Source organism: Sphingobium mellinum (assembly GCF_037860795.1).
GTDB lineage: Bacteria > Pseudomonadota > Alphaproteobacteria > Sphingomonadales > Sphingomonadaceae > Sphingobium > Sphingobium mellinum.
The window spans coordinates 359,282-376,463 of sequence record NZ_JBANRK010000002.1; the positions used below are offsets into that span (position 1 = coordinate 359,282).

At 62.7% G+C, this 17,182-nt stretch carries 14 protein-coding genes and 2 pseudogenes; 8 read left to right on the top strand and 8 right to left on the bottom strand.

Going from position 1 to position 17,182, the window contains the following annotated elements; all coding sequences use genetic code 11:
* Positions 1–3: 3 nt before the first annotated feature.
* The 4 genes from AAC640_RS06115 to AAC640_RS06130 form a co-directional block, all read right to left on the bottom strand.
* On the bottom strand, positions 4–702 hold the full coding sequence (locus tag AAC640_RS06115) for a carbonic anhydrase (protein ID WP_340265207.1): 699 nt from the start codon (positions 700–702) through the stop codon (positions 4–6).
* 147 nt (positions 703–849) lie between these two features.
* Positions 850–1,560, bottom strand: coding sequence for a response regulator transcription factor (locus tag AAC640_RS06120; RefSeq protein WP_340265208.1), 711 nt, complete (start codon positions 1,558–1,560; stop codon positions 850–852).
* Entirely contained in the window at positions 1,557–1,997 is a 441-nt protein-coding gene (locus tag AAC640_RS06125) for a hypothetical protein (RefSeq protein WP_340265210.1), read from the bottom strand. Before AAC640_RS06125 ends, AAC640_RS06120 begins: the two co-directional genes overlap by 4 nt.
* A 77-nt stretch (positions 1,998–2,074) precedes the next feature.
* Positions 2,075–2,650, bottom strand: coding sequence for a hypothetical protein (locus AAC640_RS06130; protein ID WP_340265211.1), 576 nt, complete (start codon positions 2,648–2,650; stop codon positions 2,075–2,077).
* Between the two features lie 260 nt (positions 2,651–2,910).
* On the opposite strand from AAC640_RS06130, the gene AAC640_RS06135 reads away from it, so the two are divergent.
* The 6 genes and pseudogenes from AAC640_RS06135 (at position 2,911) to AAC640_RS06160 (ending at position 8,957) form a co-directional block, all read left to right on the top strand.
* Positions 2,911–4,011, top strand: coding sequence for a glycosyltransferase family 4 protein (locus AAC640_RS06135; RefSeq protein ID WP_340265212.1), 1,101 nt, complete (start codon positions 2,911–2,913; stop codon positions 4,009–4,011).
* A 17-nt stretch (positions 4,012–4,028) separates the two neighbouring features.
* Complete coding sequence (locus AAC640_RS06140) at positions 4,029–6,248, top strand: amylo-alpha-1,6-glucosidase (RefSeq protein WP_340265213.1); 2,220 nt, start codon at positions 4,029–4,031, stop codon at positions 6,246–6,248.
* 323 nt (positions 6,249–6,571) lie between these two features.
* Positions 6,572–6,721, top strand: coding sequence for a DUF6771 family protein (locus AAC640_RS06145; RefSeq protein WP_340265214.1), 150 nt, complete (start codon positions 6,572–6,574; stop codon positions 6,719–6,721).
* Positions 6,722–6,993: 272 nt separating this feature from the next.
* A pseudogene (locus AAC640_RS06150) lies at positions 6,994–7,224 on the top strand (hypothetical protein); the annotation flags it as partial.
* A gap of 30 nt (positions 7,225–7,254) precedes the next feature.
* Positions 7,255–8,412: a JmjC domain-containing protein gene (locus AAC640_RS06155; RefSeq protein ID WP_340265215.1), complete on the top strand. Its 1,158-nt coding sequence runs from the start codon at positions 7,255–7,257 to the stop codon at positions 8,410–8,412.
* On the top strand, positions 8,412–8,957 hold the full coding sequence (locus AAC640_RS06160) for a pseudouridine synthase (protein ID WP_340265216.1): 546 nt from the start codon (positions 8,412–8,414) through the stop codon (positions 8,955–8,957). Before AAC640_RS06155 ends, AAC640_RS06160 begins: the two co-directional genes overlap by 1 nt.
* 27 nt (positions 8,958–8,984) lie before the next feature.
* Here AAC640_RS06160 and AAC640_RS06165 read toward each other — a convergent pair whose 3' ends face one another.
* Both AAC640_RS06165 and yaaA read right to left on the bottom strand, forming a co-directional pair.
* Positions 8,985–9,671, bottom strand: coding sequence for a CDP-alcohol phosphatidyltransferase family protein (locus tag AAC640_RS06165; protein WP_340265217.1), 687 nt, complete (start codon positions 9,669–9,671; stop codon positions 8,985–8,987).
* A 70-nt stretch (positions 9,672–9,741) separates the two neighbouring features.
* Positions 9,742–10,494 (bottom strand): peroxide stress protein YaaA, encoded by a 753-nt coding sequence (gene yaaA, locus AAC640_RS06170; RefSeq protein WP_340265366.1) that lies wholly within the window; start codon positions 10,492–10,494, stop codon positions 9,742–9,744.
* Between the two features lie 143 nt (positions 10,495–10,637).
* Between yaaA and htpG the strand changes: the two are divergent.
* Positions 10,638–12,524 (top strand): annotated as a pseudogene (gene htpG / locus AAC640_RS06175) (molecular chaperone HtpG).
* Between the two features lie 3 nt (positions 12,525–12,527).
* Positions 12,528–13,409: a Rossmann-like and DUF2520 domain-containing protein gene (locus AAC640_RS06180; protein WP_340265218.1), complete on the top strand. Its 882-nt coding sequence runs from the start codon at positions 12,528–12,530 to the stop codon at positions 13,407–13,409.
* Between the two features lie 92 nt (positions 13,410–13,501).
* On the opposite strand, the gene AAC640_RS06185 is transcribed toward AAC640_RS06180, so the two are convergent.
* Together AAC640_RS06185 and AAC640_RS06190 are read right to left on the bottom strand one after the other, a co-directional pair.
* The gene (locus AAC640_RS06185) at positions 13,502–14,731 is read right to left on the bottom strand and encodes a dipeptidase (protein WP_340265219.1); all 1,230 of its coding nucleotides are present in this window, start codon (positions 14,729–14,731) and stop codon (positions 13,502–13,504) included.
* A complete protein-coding gene (locus AAC640_RS06190) occupies positions 14,731–17,100 on the bottom strand; it encodes a TonB-dependent receptor (protein WP_340265220.1) in 2,370 nt (789 codons plus the stop codon). Before AAC640_RS06190 ends, AAC640_RS06185 begins: the two co-directional genes overlap by 1 nt.
* Positions 17,101–17,182: the final 82 nt, after the last annotated feature.

Here is a 17,182-nt window from a genome sequence, read left to right on the forward strand (position 1 = left end):
CACTTACTCCGCCGCCTCGGCATAATCGGCGCCGGCCGCAAGGCGGCGGCCATGGGGAAGAGCGATCGGCATGGGCTGGCCTTCGCGCAGGGGAAGGAAGCGGCCCGTTTCGCCATCCAGGCCAAGCACCTGGCCTGCATGGATATCCACATACCAGCCGTGCAGCGCGATCTCGCCGCGTGCGATGCCGGACGCGACAGAGGGATGCGTACGAAGATGCGCGAGCTGTGCGACGACATTTTCCAGCGCCATGTTGCGCAACTTGTCGGCGTCGCTCAGATCGCCACGATAGTTTTCGCGGCAGACCTTCTGTGCCGCATGGCTGTGCCGCAGCCAGGCCGCGACATTGGGCATCGCGGCCAGGTCCGCGTCGGTGGACAGCGCCTTCATCGCGCCGCAGTCGCTATGGCCGCAGACGATGATGTCACGCACGCCCAGCACCATCACCGCATATTCGACGGTTGAGGTGACGCCGCCATTCTGGGTGGCGTGCGGCGGCACGATGTTTCCCGCGTTGCGGCAGACGAACAGATCGCCAGGCTGCGCCTGCATGATATGTTCCGGCACGATGCGGGAGTCGGCGCAGGATATCATCAGTGCCTTGGGGCTTTGACCGTCGCTGGCCAACTGATTGTAAAGCGCGCTTTCGTTCGGGAAGACTTTCGTCTCGAAGCTGAACACGCGACCGATAAGCTCGTTCATGGCTTCTCCATCCTTCTGGTTCGAACCGGTCAGAGGCAGACCGGGCTGATCCTCAAGAATAGGGAAGCGGCTTTGCTGCGGCGCAGCGGCTTTGTTAAATAATATGTCTCGAAAACTTTCCCGATCTGCGGCCTGCACCGAGGCTGATCAGCTCCGGTCGACGACGGCGCTCAGCATGTAGCCGGTGCCCCGCACCGTCACGATCGGCGCTGCATGGCCACCACGGCCAAGCTTGCGCCGCAAGCGGCTCACCAACACATCGACACTGCGATCGGATGAAGGCGCGTCGCGTACCCCGCCCAGTTCCATGAGGCGCTCACGCGAGAGAACGGCATGCGAATGATCCATCAGCACGGCGAGCAGCGAAAATTCCGCCACCGTAAGGTCAACAATGCGACCGCCCGGATCACGCACCTCACGCCGGCTGGAATCGACGGCCCAGCCATCGAACCGCGCCGTCGTCTGCCGCCTCAGGCCCAGCATGCGCTCGCTTCGCCCGCGACGCAGCACGGCGCGCAGCCGTGCGGCCAGTTCTCGGGGCGAGTAGGGTTTGGCCATATAGTCGTCGGCGCCGAGCTCCAGCCCGACCACCCGGTCGACCTCGCTGCTGTTCGCGCCGACCAGGATGATCGGCACCTCGCTCCGTTCGCGCACGTCGCGGCACAGGTCCAACCCATGCGGTCCGCGAAGCGCGGCATCGAGCACCATCGCCCGCACCGGCATGGACTCCATGGCGCGCCAGATGTCCGACGACGAGGCAGCGGGCAGGACCCGAAAGCCGTTCTGCTCCAGCCCCTCCCGAACCTGGTCGCGCAGGTCCTGCTGCTCCTCGACGACCAGGATCAGTGGTGGACTCATCCGCCCTTCACGGACACGGCGTGGATGCCATCCAGGTCATTCACCAACACGGCACGATCCTGCTGCGCCACGCTCGCGGCTTCCGCGGCGCGCGCCTGCGAATAGCGCGCTACTTCGGCGCCGATTTGACTGCGCGCCGCAGAGCATGGCCCCGCATAGCTGCCGGACAGGGGGGTGAAGCGGTGGATCGGCTTGGCTGCGACGGCAATGGGTTGACCCCGTGCGTCGACGGTGCGGTTGAGGACCAGTTCAGCCTGCCAGCGGCAGACCGGCATCGCGGGGCGGTTGCCGAAGCGCGGCTCGACCTGTCGGAGGTGGATGGTCGATTCAGTGCGATACTGGGCGCGATAGTCGCTGGACGCGTGGCTGATGTCGAGGCTGTGAACGGGCGTCGTTGAGGACAGCGCGGCGGAGGCCGCTGCGAGAATGTGAAACATGGGATCGTCTCCTTTGCGTGCGTGAGGCAGGCGCAGAAGATTTAGGCGGTCCGAATGTCTCTGAAATTTGCCGGATGTTACAAATTGTTGCCGGCGCTCACCGAAGCAGCCGGGATCCTCGCGGCCGGCGGCATGGCCGGGATGTGGGGCCGATCACTCACAACATGGTGAATCAGGGCGGCCAGCCAGGCCGCATCAGACCCCGCGCGGTGTCGAACCGGCTGAACGGAATCCGCATGAGCAACGGCAGCGCCGATGCTCTGGTCGCCGGCACTATATTCATCCAGCACTATCGAAACATGATCGATCAGGAAAGGGGCGCTTTCGCCGGCGGCACGGGCCAGCGTCTCCAGCCAATATTGATCGATCACGCTATCGGCCACCACACGATGTCCCTCTGCGGCCGCTATCAGCCGGTCAAGCACGGCGTCTACGGGAAGGCCTTCACGCAGAATCCGGGATAGGGTCAGACCGTGCAGGGCCTCCGCCTCAGCGGTCCAATCCCAGCCCAACCAGCTATCATGCGGGCGGATGAGCCAGCTACGCGTCCTGCCTGCAACCGAGACGCCGACTTCAATGGGGAAGGAGCGCCCATGCCGGGGCAGGCAAGACGCTTCGAAATCGATCGCCGCGATGGTCACCACATCCTCCATTGCTCGAGGCCGTATCGGCCCCCTTATCGGACAGCTGGCTGATTTTATGCGCTCCCATGCAACTGGACTGTTTCAGTGCGAAGTCAGCGATGTGACCGGCTGTTCGAAAGGCCTGAAACAGCGACGAAATGTGTGTCCTCGCAAAATATGCATGGGCAATCGCACGTCCATGCAACTCTGGAGACAGTTGCGACTTTAAACTCACGTCAACGGCCGTGCCGCATTGGTAACGGCACCGTTCAACATCGAGGGAACACCGCATGAAGATCGCGCAGATCGCCCCGCTGGCTGAAAGCGTGCCGCCGAAACTCTATGGCGGCACCGAACGGATCGTGTCCTATCTGACGGAAGCTTTGGTCGACCAAGGACATGACGTAACGCTGTTCGCCAGCGGGGATTCCGTGACCCGGGCCGAACTGGTCCCCGTGACGGAGATGGCGCTGCGGCTCAATCCTGATGTGCGGGACCCGATCCCCTATCACATTATGCTGCTGGAAGCCGTTCGTCAGCGCGCGGACGAATTTGACGCGCTGCATTTTCATATCGACCTGATCCACATGCCGCTCGTTCAGGATTTCGTGGGCCGGACCATCACCACGCTGCATGGACGGCTCGACCTGCCCGACCTGCCGGCTTTCTACCGCGCCTTTCCGAACCATAGTCTGGTGTCGATTTCCGATCATCAGCGCCTGCCGATGCCGCCGGTCAACTGGGCGGGGACCATCCACCACGGCCTGCCGGCAAACCTGCTGACGCCGCGCATAGCAGGCGATGAGGGATATCTCGCTTTCCTAGGCCGCATTTCTCCGGAAAAGCGCCCGGATCGGGCGATCCGGATCGCCGCGCGATCGGGCAAGCCGCTCAAGATTGCGGCCAAGATCGACAATGTGGATCGCGACTATTGGGAGAGCGAGATCGCGCCGCTCATCAGCATGCACCCCAACATCGATTACATCGGGGAGATCAACGAGGCGCAGAAGGCGGACTTCCTGGGCGGAGCAAACGCGCTCCTCTTCCCCATCGACTGGCCTGAGCCCTTCGGCCTCGTCATGATCGAGGCCATGGCCTGCGCCACCCCGGTCATTGCCTTCAACTGCGGGTCGGTTCCCGAAGTCATCGACCATGGCGTCTCCGGCTTCATCGTGGACAGCGAGGATCAGGCAGTGGAAGCCGTGGGCCGATTGGGCGAGCTTGACCGCGGCCGGGTGCGTGCCGCCTTTGACGCACGCTTCACAGCAGGCCGGATGGCGGCCGACTATGTCGCACTCTATCACGCACTTCCTGGTGCGCGCACGCAGGCTGCGCGGCTGCGCCGCCTGCGCGGCGGCGATCCGGAGCTTCATCTCCAGGCCGTCGGATAGAATGTGAGGAGAGTCATATGACGGCAAGCCAGGTGCAGCCGGAAGCCCCGACTCCGGAGCCGGCGCAAATCCTGTCGCAGCAACAGACCCAGTTCTTCATCCCCGCCACCGCGTCCCTGCATGAACGCAGGCCGCGTACGCTCAAGCATGGCGACAGCTTTGCCGTATTCGACCATAGCGGCGACGCCATCGCCGGCCCCGGAAGCCCCGAGGGCCTGTATCACCGCGACACTCGTCATCTGTCGCACCTTTACCTCACGATAAACGGCTTGCGGCCAATACTGTTGAGTTCGGCGTTGCGTGATGACAACGCGATGCTGACTTGCGACCTTACGAATCCCGATTTCACGGGAGAAAATGGTCGCATGACGGTGGAACATGATCTCATCCACCTGCGTCGAACACGCTTCCTTTGGAAAGATGCTATTTACGAGCGGATCACCATCCGGAATTTCGATACGCAAGCGCATATAATATCTCTCGGCATCAGCTTTGCGGCCGATTTCGCCGATCTGTTCGAGATCCGGGGAATGACCCGGTTGCGCAAGGGAACCATGCAGGATCCGGTGATCGGCCCCGCTGATGTGCTGCTGAGTTACGAGGGGCGGGACAACAAGATTCGCGAGACTCATCTGTGCTTCGAGCCGGCGCCCAACGAACTGGCCGACAGGCACGCCCGGTTCGAGGTGGCAGTCCCGCCCGGCGAGCGTCGGACGCTATATATGTGCGTGGCGTGCGAGCGCACGCCATTGTCCCGCGAACCCTTCAGTCGTCAATTCCTCAAGGCGCTGCGCGAAGCCATGCAGTCGCTGAAGCAGGCGCGCGCGCGCGCGGCCAGCGTGCGATCATCCAACCAATTGTTCAATGAGGTCGCCCGTCGTTCCGTGGCCGACATCACCATGTTGTCGACCGACACGGAATATGGACCCTACCCCTATGCCGGCATCCCCTGGTTCAGCACGGTGTTCGGTCGGGACGCGATCATCACCGCGCTGGAGACCCTTTGGCTTGACCCCGCAATCAGTCGGGGCGTGCTGGGCTATCTGGCGGCGCATCAGGCCACGACCTTCGACGCCGCCGCCGATGCGGAACCAGGCAAGATCCTGCATGAGGTGCGCCATGGCGAGATGGCGGAACTGGGCGAGGTGCCATTCCGCCATTATTACGGCAGCATCGATTCGACGCCCTTGTTCGTTATGCTGGTGGGCGCATATCTCGATCGCACCGGCGACGCCGCCTTCATCGCATCGCTACTGCCGCACATAGAGGCCGCGCTTGCCTGGATCGACGATCATGGCGATCGCGACAAGGATGGCTTTGTCGAATATGGCCGGCTGACCGACCAGGGCCTGGTCAATCAGGGATGGAAGGACAGCCACGATTCGGTGTTCCATGCCGACGGCACCATAGCGCGCGGCCCGATCGCGCTCGCTGAGGTGCAGGCCTATGTTTATGGTGCCTGGCGGGCGGCAGAGACGCTTTATCGCGCGCTCGGCAATGCGGAGCGGAGCACGGACTATCGGCTCCGCGCCGATGCATTCCGCGACAAGTTCGACGCCGCTTTCTTCGACGCGGAGCTGGGCACCTATGTGCTGGCGCTCGACGGGGAAAAGCGGCCTTGCCGAGTGCGATCATCGAATGCGGGCCACGTCCTGTTTACCGGTCTCGCCCGCGAAGAACGCGCCGAAGCGGTGGTCCGCACCTTGATGGCGCCCGCATCCTTCTCCGGCTGGGGCATACGAACAATCGCGTCGACCGAAGCGCGCTACAATCCGATGAGCTATCATAACGGATCCATCTGGCCGCATGACAATGCGTTGATCGCGGCAGGCTTTTCCCGCTACGGCTATCGCCGCGAAGCGGCACAGATTTTCGAAGGGCTGTTCGCCGCAGCCACCTATGTCGACCTGATGCGCCTGCCGGAACTGTTCTGCGGCTTTCCGCGCCGGCGGGCGCAGGGGCCCACTTTTTATCCGGTGGCATGCAGCCCCCAAGCCTGGTCGGCCGCCGCGCCGCTGTCCCTGATTCAAGCAACGCTGGGACTGAAATTCGACGTGGCAGGCGCCGAGATTTCCTTTTTTGAACCCACTCTTCCCAGCTTCCTTGATGAATTGCAGCTGCATCGGCTGGCGATTGGCGACGCATCTGTCGATATCGCCTTTGATCGGATGGACCAGAGGGTCGTCGTCAAGCTGCTCGGTCGCACCGGCAATGCAAGCGTCGTCACGATTGCGTAAAGGATATGGGCATTACTCACCGATCCGATGGTCGGCACGCGCTTCCGGGCGCTGCATTTTCCTGGATCAGAAGGAATGCGGAAGTGTGGCGGCAAAAAAGCGTCAACAACCCTGTTCGATCCCGCTGCCATTCACCCAGCGCCGCACTTCGCCGGTAATGTCTATCAGACCTTGACCATGCGTCTCGACAGTGATGGCTGCGATCTGCTGCCACATATTGACGCTTGCTTTTCTTTTGCAACAAACCGGCGACGATCTTCCTAGCCGAGTATCTTGCCGGACGACGATTCCCATCCCATAGCATGTCCATGGACGATGCAATCATGAACACGGTTCTGCCGGTGATCGAGCGAATTCCGGAATGGATCCGCCACGATCTCGCGGCCAAGGACACGGCCATCCGCAGCCGGGCGGAGGAAACGCTCGCCGCCATGATCGCGAGTGCGCTCAAGGACCGGGACGAGTCGGCCTAGCGGCTTTTGCGATCGCGCCTCGACGGGCAGGTGGAAAGAGTGCTGCCAATCTCCGTATAATGCGCATCGGAAGAGCGCGGCTGGGAACTGATCTCCCGGCGCCCGATTGAATGACGGTTGCGACTTGGCACAATCAGGAGCTTGCCCTTTGGACGCCTGCTCGATCGGCCTGTCATGACGGCGCGCCCCGCAACCGCGCTTCCAGCCCATGGCCGGCTGGATGAGGGGGTGTGAGCGAAGAAAAACGCAACCCGCCTTCGCGCCAATGTCGTCATGTCCGCACCATTCATACCGCGCCCGACGCCGTGTTCGTCGCGATCAGCGCGGACTTCGTCGACGACATCCTGATGGGGCGCGCAGAGACGATCATCGAAGAGATCGAATGTGACCTCAAGCGCGCGATCCCGCAATTGACGTCGATCTACATCCGCCCCGAAAAACGGCAGGATGCGGTTACAATCGATGCTCTGGATAGTAGGTTCGCGGGCAGTCGCCGGCTTTGACAGCGCGCTTGCGCAGACGCATGGAGGGGCATGCAGATCCCCCATTTCAATTCTGACCTGTTCCTTCGCGATTATTGGCAAAAGCGCCCGTTGCTGATCCGCAATCCATGGGCTGACTGGCGCAATCCTCTCGAACCCGATGAACTCGCAGGGCTGGCCTGCGAAGAGGGCGTGGAATCCCGCCTCATCACCCGGGATGCACATCATCTGGCGGTGGAAAGCGGACCGATCGACCCCGACAGGTTCAGCAAGCTGACGAGCGGCCCGTGGACGCTGTTGGTGCAGGCGGTCGATCATCATTCTCCCGGGGTGGCGGCGCTCATCGGTCCCTTCCGCTTCGTACCCGACTGGCGCATCGACGACGTGATGGTCAGCTATGCGAGCGACGGCGGCGGCGTTGGGCCGCATTTCGATCAGTATGACGTATTTCTCGTTCAGGGCCTGGGCAAGCGGCGATGGCGCGTGGGGCCGCGATGCGATGCCGCGACGCCGTTGTTGCCACACGAGGATCTGCGTCTGATCGCCGACTTCGAGCCCACGGGTGAATGGGTCCTCGAACCCGGCGACATGCTCTATGTGCCGCCTGGCTTCGCGCATGATGGCGTGGCGGTCGGCGACGATTGCATGACCTATTCGATCGGCTTTCGCGCGCCATCGCGAGCTGAACTGGTCGAACATTGGAGCGAGCATCAGGCGAACGGCATGGCCGAAGATGATCGCTATGCGGACCCAGACCTCAGTGCGCAGGGCAATCCCGGCGAGATTGCCGCGCCAGCGCTCGACCGCCTGCACGCCATGGTGATGGAGACTCTGGCCGACCGCGACGCCTTCGCGCGCTGGTTCGGAAGCTATAACAGCCTGCCCAAATATGCCGAAACCGACTGGCGGCCGGAACGGCCGATCGGGAGGGAAACGCTGTGCAGCCATCTTGCCCAAGGCATGCCGCTGGTGCGCAATCCTGCCAGCCGCTTCGCGTTCATCCGTCGGACCGAGGAGGCCATCCTGCTGTTCGTTGACGGCGAGTGCTTCGATTGCGATGGCGATACGGCGTTGGCGGCCGAGCGGCTGTGCGCCGAAAGAAGCCCGGCACTATCCGCGGCGCAGGCCGCCTCGCCCCAAACGCAAGCCCTTATCGAAGCGCTGATCGATCAAGGCAGCCTTGCGTTCGACAGCGAAGAAGATGCCTGATGACGCTCATCCTGTTCAACAAGCCTTATGGCGTGCTCTGCCAGTTCAGCGATGAACGCACCGGGCCGCACCGCCCCACATTGGCAGCGTTCCTCGACAGGCCCGGCGTCTACCCTGCCGGGCGGCTGGACCTGGATAGCGAAGGCTTGTTGTTGCTGACCGATGATGGCCGGCTGCAGGCACGCATTGCCAACCCGCGTTTCAAGATGCCGAAAACCTATCTGACGCAAGTGGAAGGCGAGGCGGACGAGGCCGCTCTTGCGGCACTGCGGCGCGGGGTGACATTGAAGGACGGTCCGACCCTGCCGGCCGAAGTCGAGCGCATCGAGCCTCCGTCGCTATGGCCGCGCGACCCGCCGGTGCGGTTCCGCAAGAGCGTGCCGGATTGCTGGCTGCGGTTGACTATCCGCGAGGGACGCAACCGCCAGGTGCGGCGCATGACAGCAGCGGTGGGCCACCCGACGCTGCGCCTCATTCGGTGGCGGATCGGCGACTGGTCGCTCGACGGCATCGCACAGGGGCAGTGGCGCGAAGTGGATCGATAAGGCGTCGCCAGAAAAAACCGGCCTCGTTCAGGAGGTACGGGCGTCCTGCTCCGCTAGCCTCCGCCCCGTCACCAGCGTCTGAATGATGAACAGGATGATGAGGATGGCGCCAACTCCGCCGACGAAAATATCGAATCCGGACCACCGACCGAACATCCCTGGCCCGAAACCCAAGATCATCATCATGACGGTCAGCGCGATTAGCACCAGCCGCAGCTCGGTCGGCCCCGCCGCCAGATAGGACAATTTGAATTCGCCCAGCACGCGGGCGGACAGATAGGCATGGATCGACAGCAGCAGATAGCCCGCCAGCGCGATCATGGCGACATCCATGGTCACGAAAGGACTGAGCCCCATGCCGGCCAATATCAGCAGGACGACGAGGCCATCGCAGCTATGGTCGATGAAATAGCCATAGGAGGGCCGCTCTATGCGACGATATCGCGCGAGGCTGCCATCCATGGAGTCGCCGAACCATTGGACGGCATAGCCGGCGATTGCGAGCAGCAGCCATTCCGGTCCCCAGAAGCTGGCAGCATAACCTGCAAAGGTCATGAAGGCGCCGATCACCCCCAGTAATGTCAGCAGATCCGGCGTGACCCAAGCTGGCATAAGGCTGCATAACCGGGTGAGCAGCTTTCGTTCTGCCGCGGCGAGAAGATTCTGCTGGATTCTGTCGAGCTTGGCCGGGCTGCTGTGTAATGAATCTGTCATGTCCCCTATTGGGGGAACAAGCCGCCGGGCGCAACGCAATCCGGGCGCGAGCAGCCTCAGCCCGATGTCTTCACATCCTGCTGAAGCGCCATCGATCGGCTTCGCTTTCGTCGGCGTCGAAATGGTAGCCGTCGCTGTCGAAGCCGCGCATGGTTTCCACGTCAGTGACATGATGCTCGCACAGCCATCGGGCCATCATGCCGCGCGCGCGCTTGGCGGTGAAGCTGACGAAGCGCGGACCGTCGGGGCCCTGTTCGCGAAAATCTACATCGATCACGCGGACGCCCTTCAGCCTGTCCTTGACCGCCGCGAAATATTCCTGGCTCGCAAGGTTGAGCACGACCCCTGATCCTTCCGCCTCGAGCTGATCGAGCAGCAACCGCGCGATGCGGTCGCCCCACCAGTCTGTCAGGCTCTTGCGGCGGGGCGCCCAACGCGTCCCCATCTCAAGCCGATAGGGCCGGATGGCATCAAGCGGTCGCAGCAAACCATAGAGACCCGAGAGGATGCGGACATGATCCTGCGCGAAGGCAATGCCCGCCTCATCCAGCGTATCGGCTTCAAAACCTGTGTAAACGTCACCGGCAAAGGCGAACAAGGCGGGCCGCTCCGGCAGGTCTGGGAAGTCACGGAAACGGTCCGCGTTCAGCTTGGCCAGCCGAGGGGAAATGTGCATGAGCTCGGACAGGCGCTTCTGTGTCAAATTTGACGCCGATCGGGCCAGGCTGCACGCCTCATCCGAGAAATGTGGAACGGAAGGGTCGAGCGGCGGCAGTGCGCTGTCGAAGTCGAGAGTCTTGGCGGGTGAAAGAAGGACGATCATCGCGGCGGCGGTAGCGCTCGCGCGTGCAGGCGTCAAACGAGGGTGCGGAGCGCCTAGGTTCTTTGGCCGCAGGCGCGATCTTGCAAAATCAGCAGACCACCGCCATTTCCGCGCGGTTCCAAAGTTCCAAGGGGTAAGCATCCATGACGATCGATACTGTAGCGGCGGCGGAAACCCATGCCTTTGAGGCCGATGTTTCGAAGCTGCTGCACATGATGGTCCATTCGGTCTATTCCGACCGGGACGTTTTCCTGCGCGAGTTGATTTCCAACGCAGCCGACGCGTGCGAGAAGCTGCGCTATGAGGGCATAGCCACACCATCCCTGCTGGGGGACGATCCGCAGCCGCGCATCAGCATCACCCTCGACCCGGACCAAGGCCGGCTCACGATCGAGGACAATGGCATCGGCATGACCGCCGCGGACATGAGCGACACGCTGGGAACGATCGCGCGATCGGGCACGAAGGCGTTCATGAACAGGATCGCGAGCGGTGAAGGCAAGGAAGGGTCGCAACTGATCGGGCAGTTCGGCGTCGGCTTCTATTCCGCCTTCATGGTGGCAAAGGAGGTGGAAGTCTTTTCCCGCCGGGCAGGTAGCGACGAGGCGGCCCGCTGGAACTCGGACGGGCTTGGCGCCTATACGGTGGGCCCGGTCGACCCGTCGCAGGCCCCGGTCCGTGGCACGCGGGTCGTTCTGCATCTGTTGGACGATGCCAAATCCTATACCGAACGCTTCACCGTTGAGCGGATCGTCAAGGCGTAATCCGGCCATGTCCCGGTGCCGATCACCCTGTTCGAGAAGCCCGATGCGGAGAGCGCGCTGATCGCCGATGGCGCGGCGCTGTGGCTCAAGCCCCGGTCGGAAATCAGCGAGGAGGATTATGCCGATTTCTATCGCAGCGTCGCAGGTCAGTATGACAAGCCCGAGCGCACGATCCATTATCGCGCCGAAGGCCGGTATGAATATTCCGTCCTGACCTTCATCCCCGAAACCAAGCCGTTTGACCTGTTCGATCCCGACCGCAAGGGGCGAATCAAGCTCTATGTACGCCGCGTCTTCATCACCGATGAAACGCCCATCCTGCCGCGCTATCTGCGCTTCGTGCGGGGTCTGGTCGACTCGGCGGACCTGCCGCTCAACATGTCGCGCGAGATGATCCAGGACAGCCCGGTCCTCGCTGCCATCCAGAAGGGCGTGACCGGGCGGCTCCTGACCGAATTGCAGAAGACAGCGGCGAACGACGCCGAAGCCTATCAACGGATCTGGGAGAATTTCGGCGCGGTCCTGAAGGAGGGCCTGTATGAGGATTTTGAGCGGCGCGAAATCCTGCTCGGCCTCGCGCGGTTCAGGAGCACCGCCGACCTGGACGGCCGGCGATCGCTCAATGACTATATCGCGGGCTTCAAGGACAATCAAACCGCGATCTATTACGCGACCGGCAGCGACATCGACCGGCTCTCAAGCTCGCCACAGCTGGAAGGTTTCCGCGCGCGAGGGATCGAGGTACTGCTGCTGACTGACCAGGTCGACAGTTTCTGGACAACGGTCGGCATGGACTTCGAAGGCAAGCCCTTCCGCTCGGTGACGCAGGGCGCGGCCGACCTTGGTCTTATCCCACTGGTGGAGGGCGCTGAAAGACCGGAAGCGGCGAATGCGGACGCAATCGAGCGCTTCCTCGCCTTCGCCAAGGGCGCGTTGGCGGACGCTGTTTCAGACGTGCGCGCGTCCGAACGGCTCACCAGCAGCGCCGTCTGCGTGGTCGCATCCGACAGCGGCATGGACCGACAGCTGGAAAAGCTGCTCGCCAGTGCCGGTCAGTTGCCGCAAACCGCCCTCCCCGTGCTGGAGATCAATCCGGGCCATGCGCTCATCCGAAAATTGGCGGATACCGACGACAGCAACCCCCTGAAGGCCGATCTCGCGCACCTGCTGCTCGACCAGGCGCGCATCGCCGACGGGGAGCAGCCCGCCGATGCGCGGGCCTTTGCCGAACGACTGGACCGGCTGATGAGCCGCGCGGTCGAATAGGCGATGCCGGACGCGCCGCCCTATCGACAGGTGGGAATTGTCGGCACGGGCCGGGTCGCACGCGCGATGGGGCTAGCCCTTGCCGACCGTTCCGCGGGACCGCTGCTGCTATGGGGCCGGCACCCCGCGCATTGTTCCGCCGCGATCAAGGCCATCGGTCAAGGGCGTTGCGCGCCATCTTTGGCCGACATCGCCACGACCTGCGATCTGCTGGTCTTCGCCATTGCCGACGATGCGATGGATCAGAGGGTCGAGGAAATGGCAGCCGTTGACAGGGCCGATGCGCCGCTCGTCTTTCACGTCAGCGGACGCAGTGGCGCCAGCACATTGGCGCCGCTGCGCGCCAAGGGATGGCTGACGGCGGCGATCCATCCGGCGATGACCTTCACCGGCGATCCGGAAGAAGAGATCGGGCGCATGATCGGCGCGCGCTTCGCGGTAACAGGGTCCAACGACCAGGCGAGAGCGGCCGCTCTCGCCGTCGTCAGGCGCCTGGGCGGCGCGCCCATGGAGATCGTGGAGGAGCATCGCCCGCTTTACCACGCCGCCCTTTGCCATGGCGCCAATCACCTCGTCACGCTGATCGCGGGTTCGTTCGAGGCGCTTTCTGCGGCGGGCGTGGACGACCCGGCGGCTTTGCTGGGGCCGCTGGTCCGTGCGGCGTTGGAAAACAGCCTCGCAGACGGCCTGGCAGGCTTGTCGGGTCCCCTGCTTCGCGGCGATCGAGAGACGATCATTCGCCACCTCGCCGCCCTCCGACAACTTTGCCCCGCCCTACTCCCGCCTTATCGGGCGATGGCGATCGCTACTCTGGATGCACTGGAGCGCAGGGGCGGAACGGCTTCGCTATCGACATGCCGATCGGCCCTTGAGGAGGATTGTTAACAACGCCCCCTCATCGATAGCTTACTGGGCGGGTAGGTAGCGAGCTTTTGGCGCTCGCCCCGTCGGACGCGCCCGCATCTTCTGTGCTTCCCCTACCGCGCCTTCGCTGCCTCGGCCGCCGCCAGCACTCTCAACACATTGCCCGACCAGATTTTCTGGATATCGACCTCACTGTAGCCAGCCTGCAACAAGGCAGCGGTGATCCGGGGCAAATCGCGCACGTCTTCCAGGCCAGCCACGCCACCGCCCCCGTCCCAGTCAAGGCCGATGCCGACATGGTCCGGCCCCACCACTTTGAGAGCATGAAGCATGTGCGCCATGAAATCGTCGAATGTCGCCCTGTCTGTCTCCGGAAAGCGACGGTCGATTTCCTGCCGCTGGGCGAGCAGTTCGGCGCGCTTTTCGGGTGAAAGCTTTGCATCCTCGCGCATTTGCGCGAACAGGGTGGCCAAAGCCTTCTGGCGTTCCGGGTTTGGCTTGATCTCGCGCAGATAGGCTCCGTAGGCGTTCATCTGGATGACGCCGCCCTTGGCGGCGAGCGCCCTTAGGTGATCATCGTCAATATTCCGTGGATGATCGTAGACGGCCTTGCAACCGGAATGCGTGAGCAGCACGGGTGTCGTTGACATCGCGAGCAAATCATCGAGCACCTGATCGCTGCTGTGCGACGCGTCCGGCACGATTCCGAGCCGATTCATCTCCTTGAGCAATTCCTTGCCTAAAGGACTGAGCCCTCCATATCGCGGCTTCTTCGATGGGTCGGTCGAACTGTCGGCGAACTGGTTATGCGCGAAATGGGCAAAGCCGACGACCCTAACGCCCATGTCGTAAAAAGTCTTGAGCAGAGACACGTCCTCGCCCAGGGGATAGGCATTCTCCATCGACATGTAGACGATGCGCTTGCCCGCTTTCGCGATCGTCGCGGCATCCTTCGCCTCAAGCGCGAGCTGGAAGTCGGCGGGATGGGCCGCCACCATCTCCCGGATCGAAAGGCCGCGCAGGATGGCAAAGTCTCGCGCCTTCTGGAAACCCTCCACGGTCAGCGGGCCCTGGGGCGTGTAAATGGCCCAGAAGCCGCCATCGAGCCCGCCCTTCTTCATCCTTGGCAGGTCCACCTGGGTATAGTCGGTGTGAACGTCATGACCTTCCTCGATCGACCAGCCGGGCAAGTCCAGCGAGGCAGGGGTATCGAGGTGGGTGTCGAGCGTGACAAGCCGCTCATGCAGACGCGCGGCTGCCCTGGACACGTCCTGTCCTTGCCCCTGCGCCGCCCAAGAGATCATCAGCGCGAGCGCCGCCCCCTTGCAGAGTCCTGGCCGCATCAGATTTCGCCGGACAGGGTGAACTGGAAGGTACGCGGTGAGAGCGGACGAAACACGCCGTCGCCGGTAACCGAAGAGGAGATGAAGGAAAGCGTGTCCTTGTCGAAGATATTGTCCACGTTGATCCGCGCCTTGATGCTCTTGACCGGGCCGAAGCTGAAGCCATCGCCGATGTCGGCGTAGGCACTGAAGACCGTGTAGCCCGGCACGCTCGATCCCGGGGCGTTGTTGAAGGTCGACCAGCGGCGGCTCGTATATTTGCCCGATATGTTCGCGACCAGCCAGCTGGCCGGTTCGACCGTCACGCCGCCGCCCACGATCCATTTGGCGCTATCGGGCAGGAACTTGCCGGCGATCGGGATGATGGTCGAGGCGATGATATCGTCCTTGAACTTTGCATTATTGTAAGTGACGTTGATATTGCCATAGGCAAGCCCGCCCAGGAAGGCCGGCTTGTAGGTTCCCGCAAACTCCACGCCGTAAGCGCGCACACGTCCGACATTCTGATAGAATGTCTCGGTAGAATTACCACCGCCCGGGACGAAGGTTGTGATCGACTGAATGCGGTTGGCGAACCGGGTATAATAGGCCGCAAGAGAGGCGTAGAGCTGGCCCTGGTTGGTGCGGATTCCCAGTTCCATATTCTTCGATCGCTCGGGTGCGGGCTGAGGCACCAGCGCGGGACTACCCGGACGCGTCACGGAATAGATGTCGTCCATGCCCTTGGGCAGCGCCATATTTTCGGCATAGGATGCAAAGACCTGTGTTCGCCCATCGAGCTTGTAGAGCAGACCGGCCATCGGCAGGAACATGTCCTTGTAATGGGCGGTGTTGGCCTGCGGACCCCAGCCGGGTACACCGACGCCGCCCACAACCCGGTAATAGTCGTCAAAGTCCCGATAGCCGCGCTGAACATAGTCCATCACCAGGCCCTTGAAGCCCAGATCAAGGACCAGCCGATCGTCCGCCAGCTTGATCGTATCCTTGAGGAATATCTGGAGCGTGTCGCGCTTGGATCGGTAATCCCGTCGCAGATAGACTGGCGCATTCAAATTGGGCGTCCCGTCAGGCGCGCCATCCGTGGTGTTGTAGCGGGCCTGGGTCCGGTGATATTTGTCGGTCTCCGCCCAGATCCCCGCCTCGATGGCGTTGCTGCCAACCTCCCAGTGCAGCTTGCTCGTAATTCCGTAGCGATCGCCGCCAACGCCAGACCGGCCATATTGGACGCCCAGTGGGGCTACAACCGGAAGGCCCGCCGCTGCCTGCGGCGTGTAGCGGCTCAGCGAGTTGGAATAGCTGTCCGGAGACACCCCATAGCCATCCTTGTTTTCCCAATAGAGCGTTGATTCCGCCCAGACGCCGTCAGCGATGCCGGCGTGGACAGTGGCGCCATACAGCCTGTCCTTCCGCACGTTGATGGCGAGATTATAAACTGCGGTATAGGCCGCATAGGAATAATAGATGCCGGGCGCGGTCGGGGCGAAGCCGGGCGTCGTGTTCGGCACATTTTCGATATAGGCGAAGTCCCGCCCGCACTGACCGAGCGCGTTCTGGACCGAACAGGCATATTGCCCGCGCGTGATCGTCGGCGAATCATAATCGAAAAAGTCATTCGACACGAACTTGAGCCGAGCCCAGCTGTCACCGCCGAGGTCCGCCTGGACCTGGGCCTCCCAATGTTCGCGGTCGACCGAGCCGGGACCGCGCCACAAGTCGGTATTCAACTTGGTCCGGCTGACATAGGCCTTGAATGGTCCGACACGCCCCGTGCTTGCCCGGATGAACGTGCGCTTCATATTGAAGTCGCCAAAACTCTGCGAGACGAACAGGCCCATGTCCTCCTGGGGCGCGATGCTGTTATACCGCACTACGGGGCCTAGCGTCGAATAGCTGGGCAGGCTGACATCGCCTGCGCCCACCGAGGCCTCGACCACGCCCAGATTTTCATTGTCGACATAGCGGAAGACCGGGCTACCGCCAAAGGCATCGCTGCGGCCGGTCGGGATTCCATCGACCACGAACCCGATCTGGTCGAGATTGAAAGCGCGTGTCTGGACGCTGTTGCCGAACTCGTAGAGGCCTAGCGCGCCATCCGTCTGCACGTTGAAACCGGGCAATTGCTCCAGCATCTTGAGGCCCGAAATGCCTGACGGCGCGGACAGGAGCGCTTCCCGCGTCACCGCCACGACGTTGCTGATCTTGTCCTCGCCGATCGCTTCGGAAGATTGAGAGATGCGGCGGCCCGTGACGGTGATGGTGTCGGTTCCTTCATCAGCCGGCGCTTGGCTCCACGCGGCATAAGGCATAAGCGCGCCCGCGCAGCAGGCAAGCAGCGAGGCGCCACGACGGAGGCGAGGAATCCTGTGCATCAAATAGCTCCCTTGTCGCCCCTTGGGGCCATTGGCGCCATTCAGATCGGGCCTGTTCCGCGAACAGACCCCTCCCCTCCCA

What these genes read in the sequence shown, in the direction of transcription:
- AAC640_RS06115 (WP_340265207.1), bottom strand. Translation starts at nt 702, where the DNA reads ATGAACGAGCTTATCGGTCGCGTGTTCAGCTTCGAGACGAAAGTCTTC.
- AAC640_RS06120 (WP_340265208.1), bottom strand. Translation starts at nt 1,560, where the DNA reads ATGAGTCCACCACTGATCCTGGTCGTCGAGGAGCAGCAGGACCTGCGC.
- AAC640_RS06125 (WP_340265210.1), bottom strand. Translation starts at nt 1,997, where the DNA reads ATGTTTCACATTCTCGCAGCGGCCTCCGCCGCGCTGTCCTCAACGACG.
- AAC640_RS06130 (WP_340265211.1), bottom strand. Translation starts at nt 2,650, where the DNA reads ATGGAGGATGTGGTGACCATCGCGGCGATCGATTTCGAAGCGTCTTGC.
- AAC640_RS06135 (WP_340265212.1), top strand. Translation starts at nt 2,911, where the DNA reads ATGAAGATCGCGCAGATCGCCCCGCTGGCTGAAAGCGTGCCGCCGAAA.
- AAC640_RS06140 (WP_340265213.1), top strand. Translation starts at nt 4,029, where the DNA reads ATGACGGCAAGCCAGGTGCAGCCGGAAGCCCCGACTCCGGAGCCGGCG.
- AAC640_RS06145 (WP_340265214.1), top strand. Translation starts at nt 6,572, where the DNA reads ATGAACACGGTTCTGCCGGTGATCGAGCGAATTCCGGAATGGATCCGC.
- AAC640_RS06155 (WP_340265215.1), top strand. Translation starts at nt 7,255, where the DNA reads ATGCAGATCCCCCATTTCAATTCTGACCTGTTCCTTCGCGATTATTGG.
- AAC640_RS06160 (WP_340265216.1), top strand. Translation starts at nt 8,412, where the DNA reads ATGACGCTCATCCTGTTCAACAAGCCTTATGGCGTGCTCTGCCAGTTC.
- AAC640_RS06165 (WP_340265217.1), bottom strand. Translation starts at nt 9,671, where the DNA reads ATGACAGATTCATTACACAGCAGCCCGGCCAAGCTCGACAGAATCCAG.
- yaaA (WP_340265366.1), bottom strand. Translation starts at nt 10,494, where the DNA reads ATGATCGTCCTTCTTTCACCCGCCAAGACTCTCGACTTCGACAGCGCA.
- AAC640_RS06180 (WP_340265218.1), top strand. Translation starts at nt 12,528, where the DNA reads ATGCCGGACGCGCCGCCCTATCGACAGGTGGGAATTGTCGGCACGGGC.
- AAC640_RS06185 (WP_340265219.1), bottom strand. Translation starts at nt 14,731, where the DNA reads ATGCGGCCAGGACTCTGCAAGGGGGCGGCGCTCGCGCTGATGATCTCT.
- AAC640_RS06190 (WP_340265220.1), bottom strand. Translation starts at nt 17,100, where the DNA reads ATGCACAGGATTCCTCGCCTCCGTCGTGGCGCCTCGCTGCTTGCCTGC.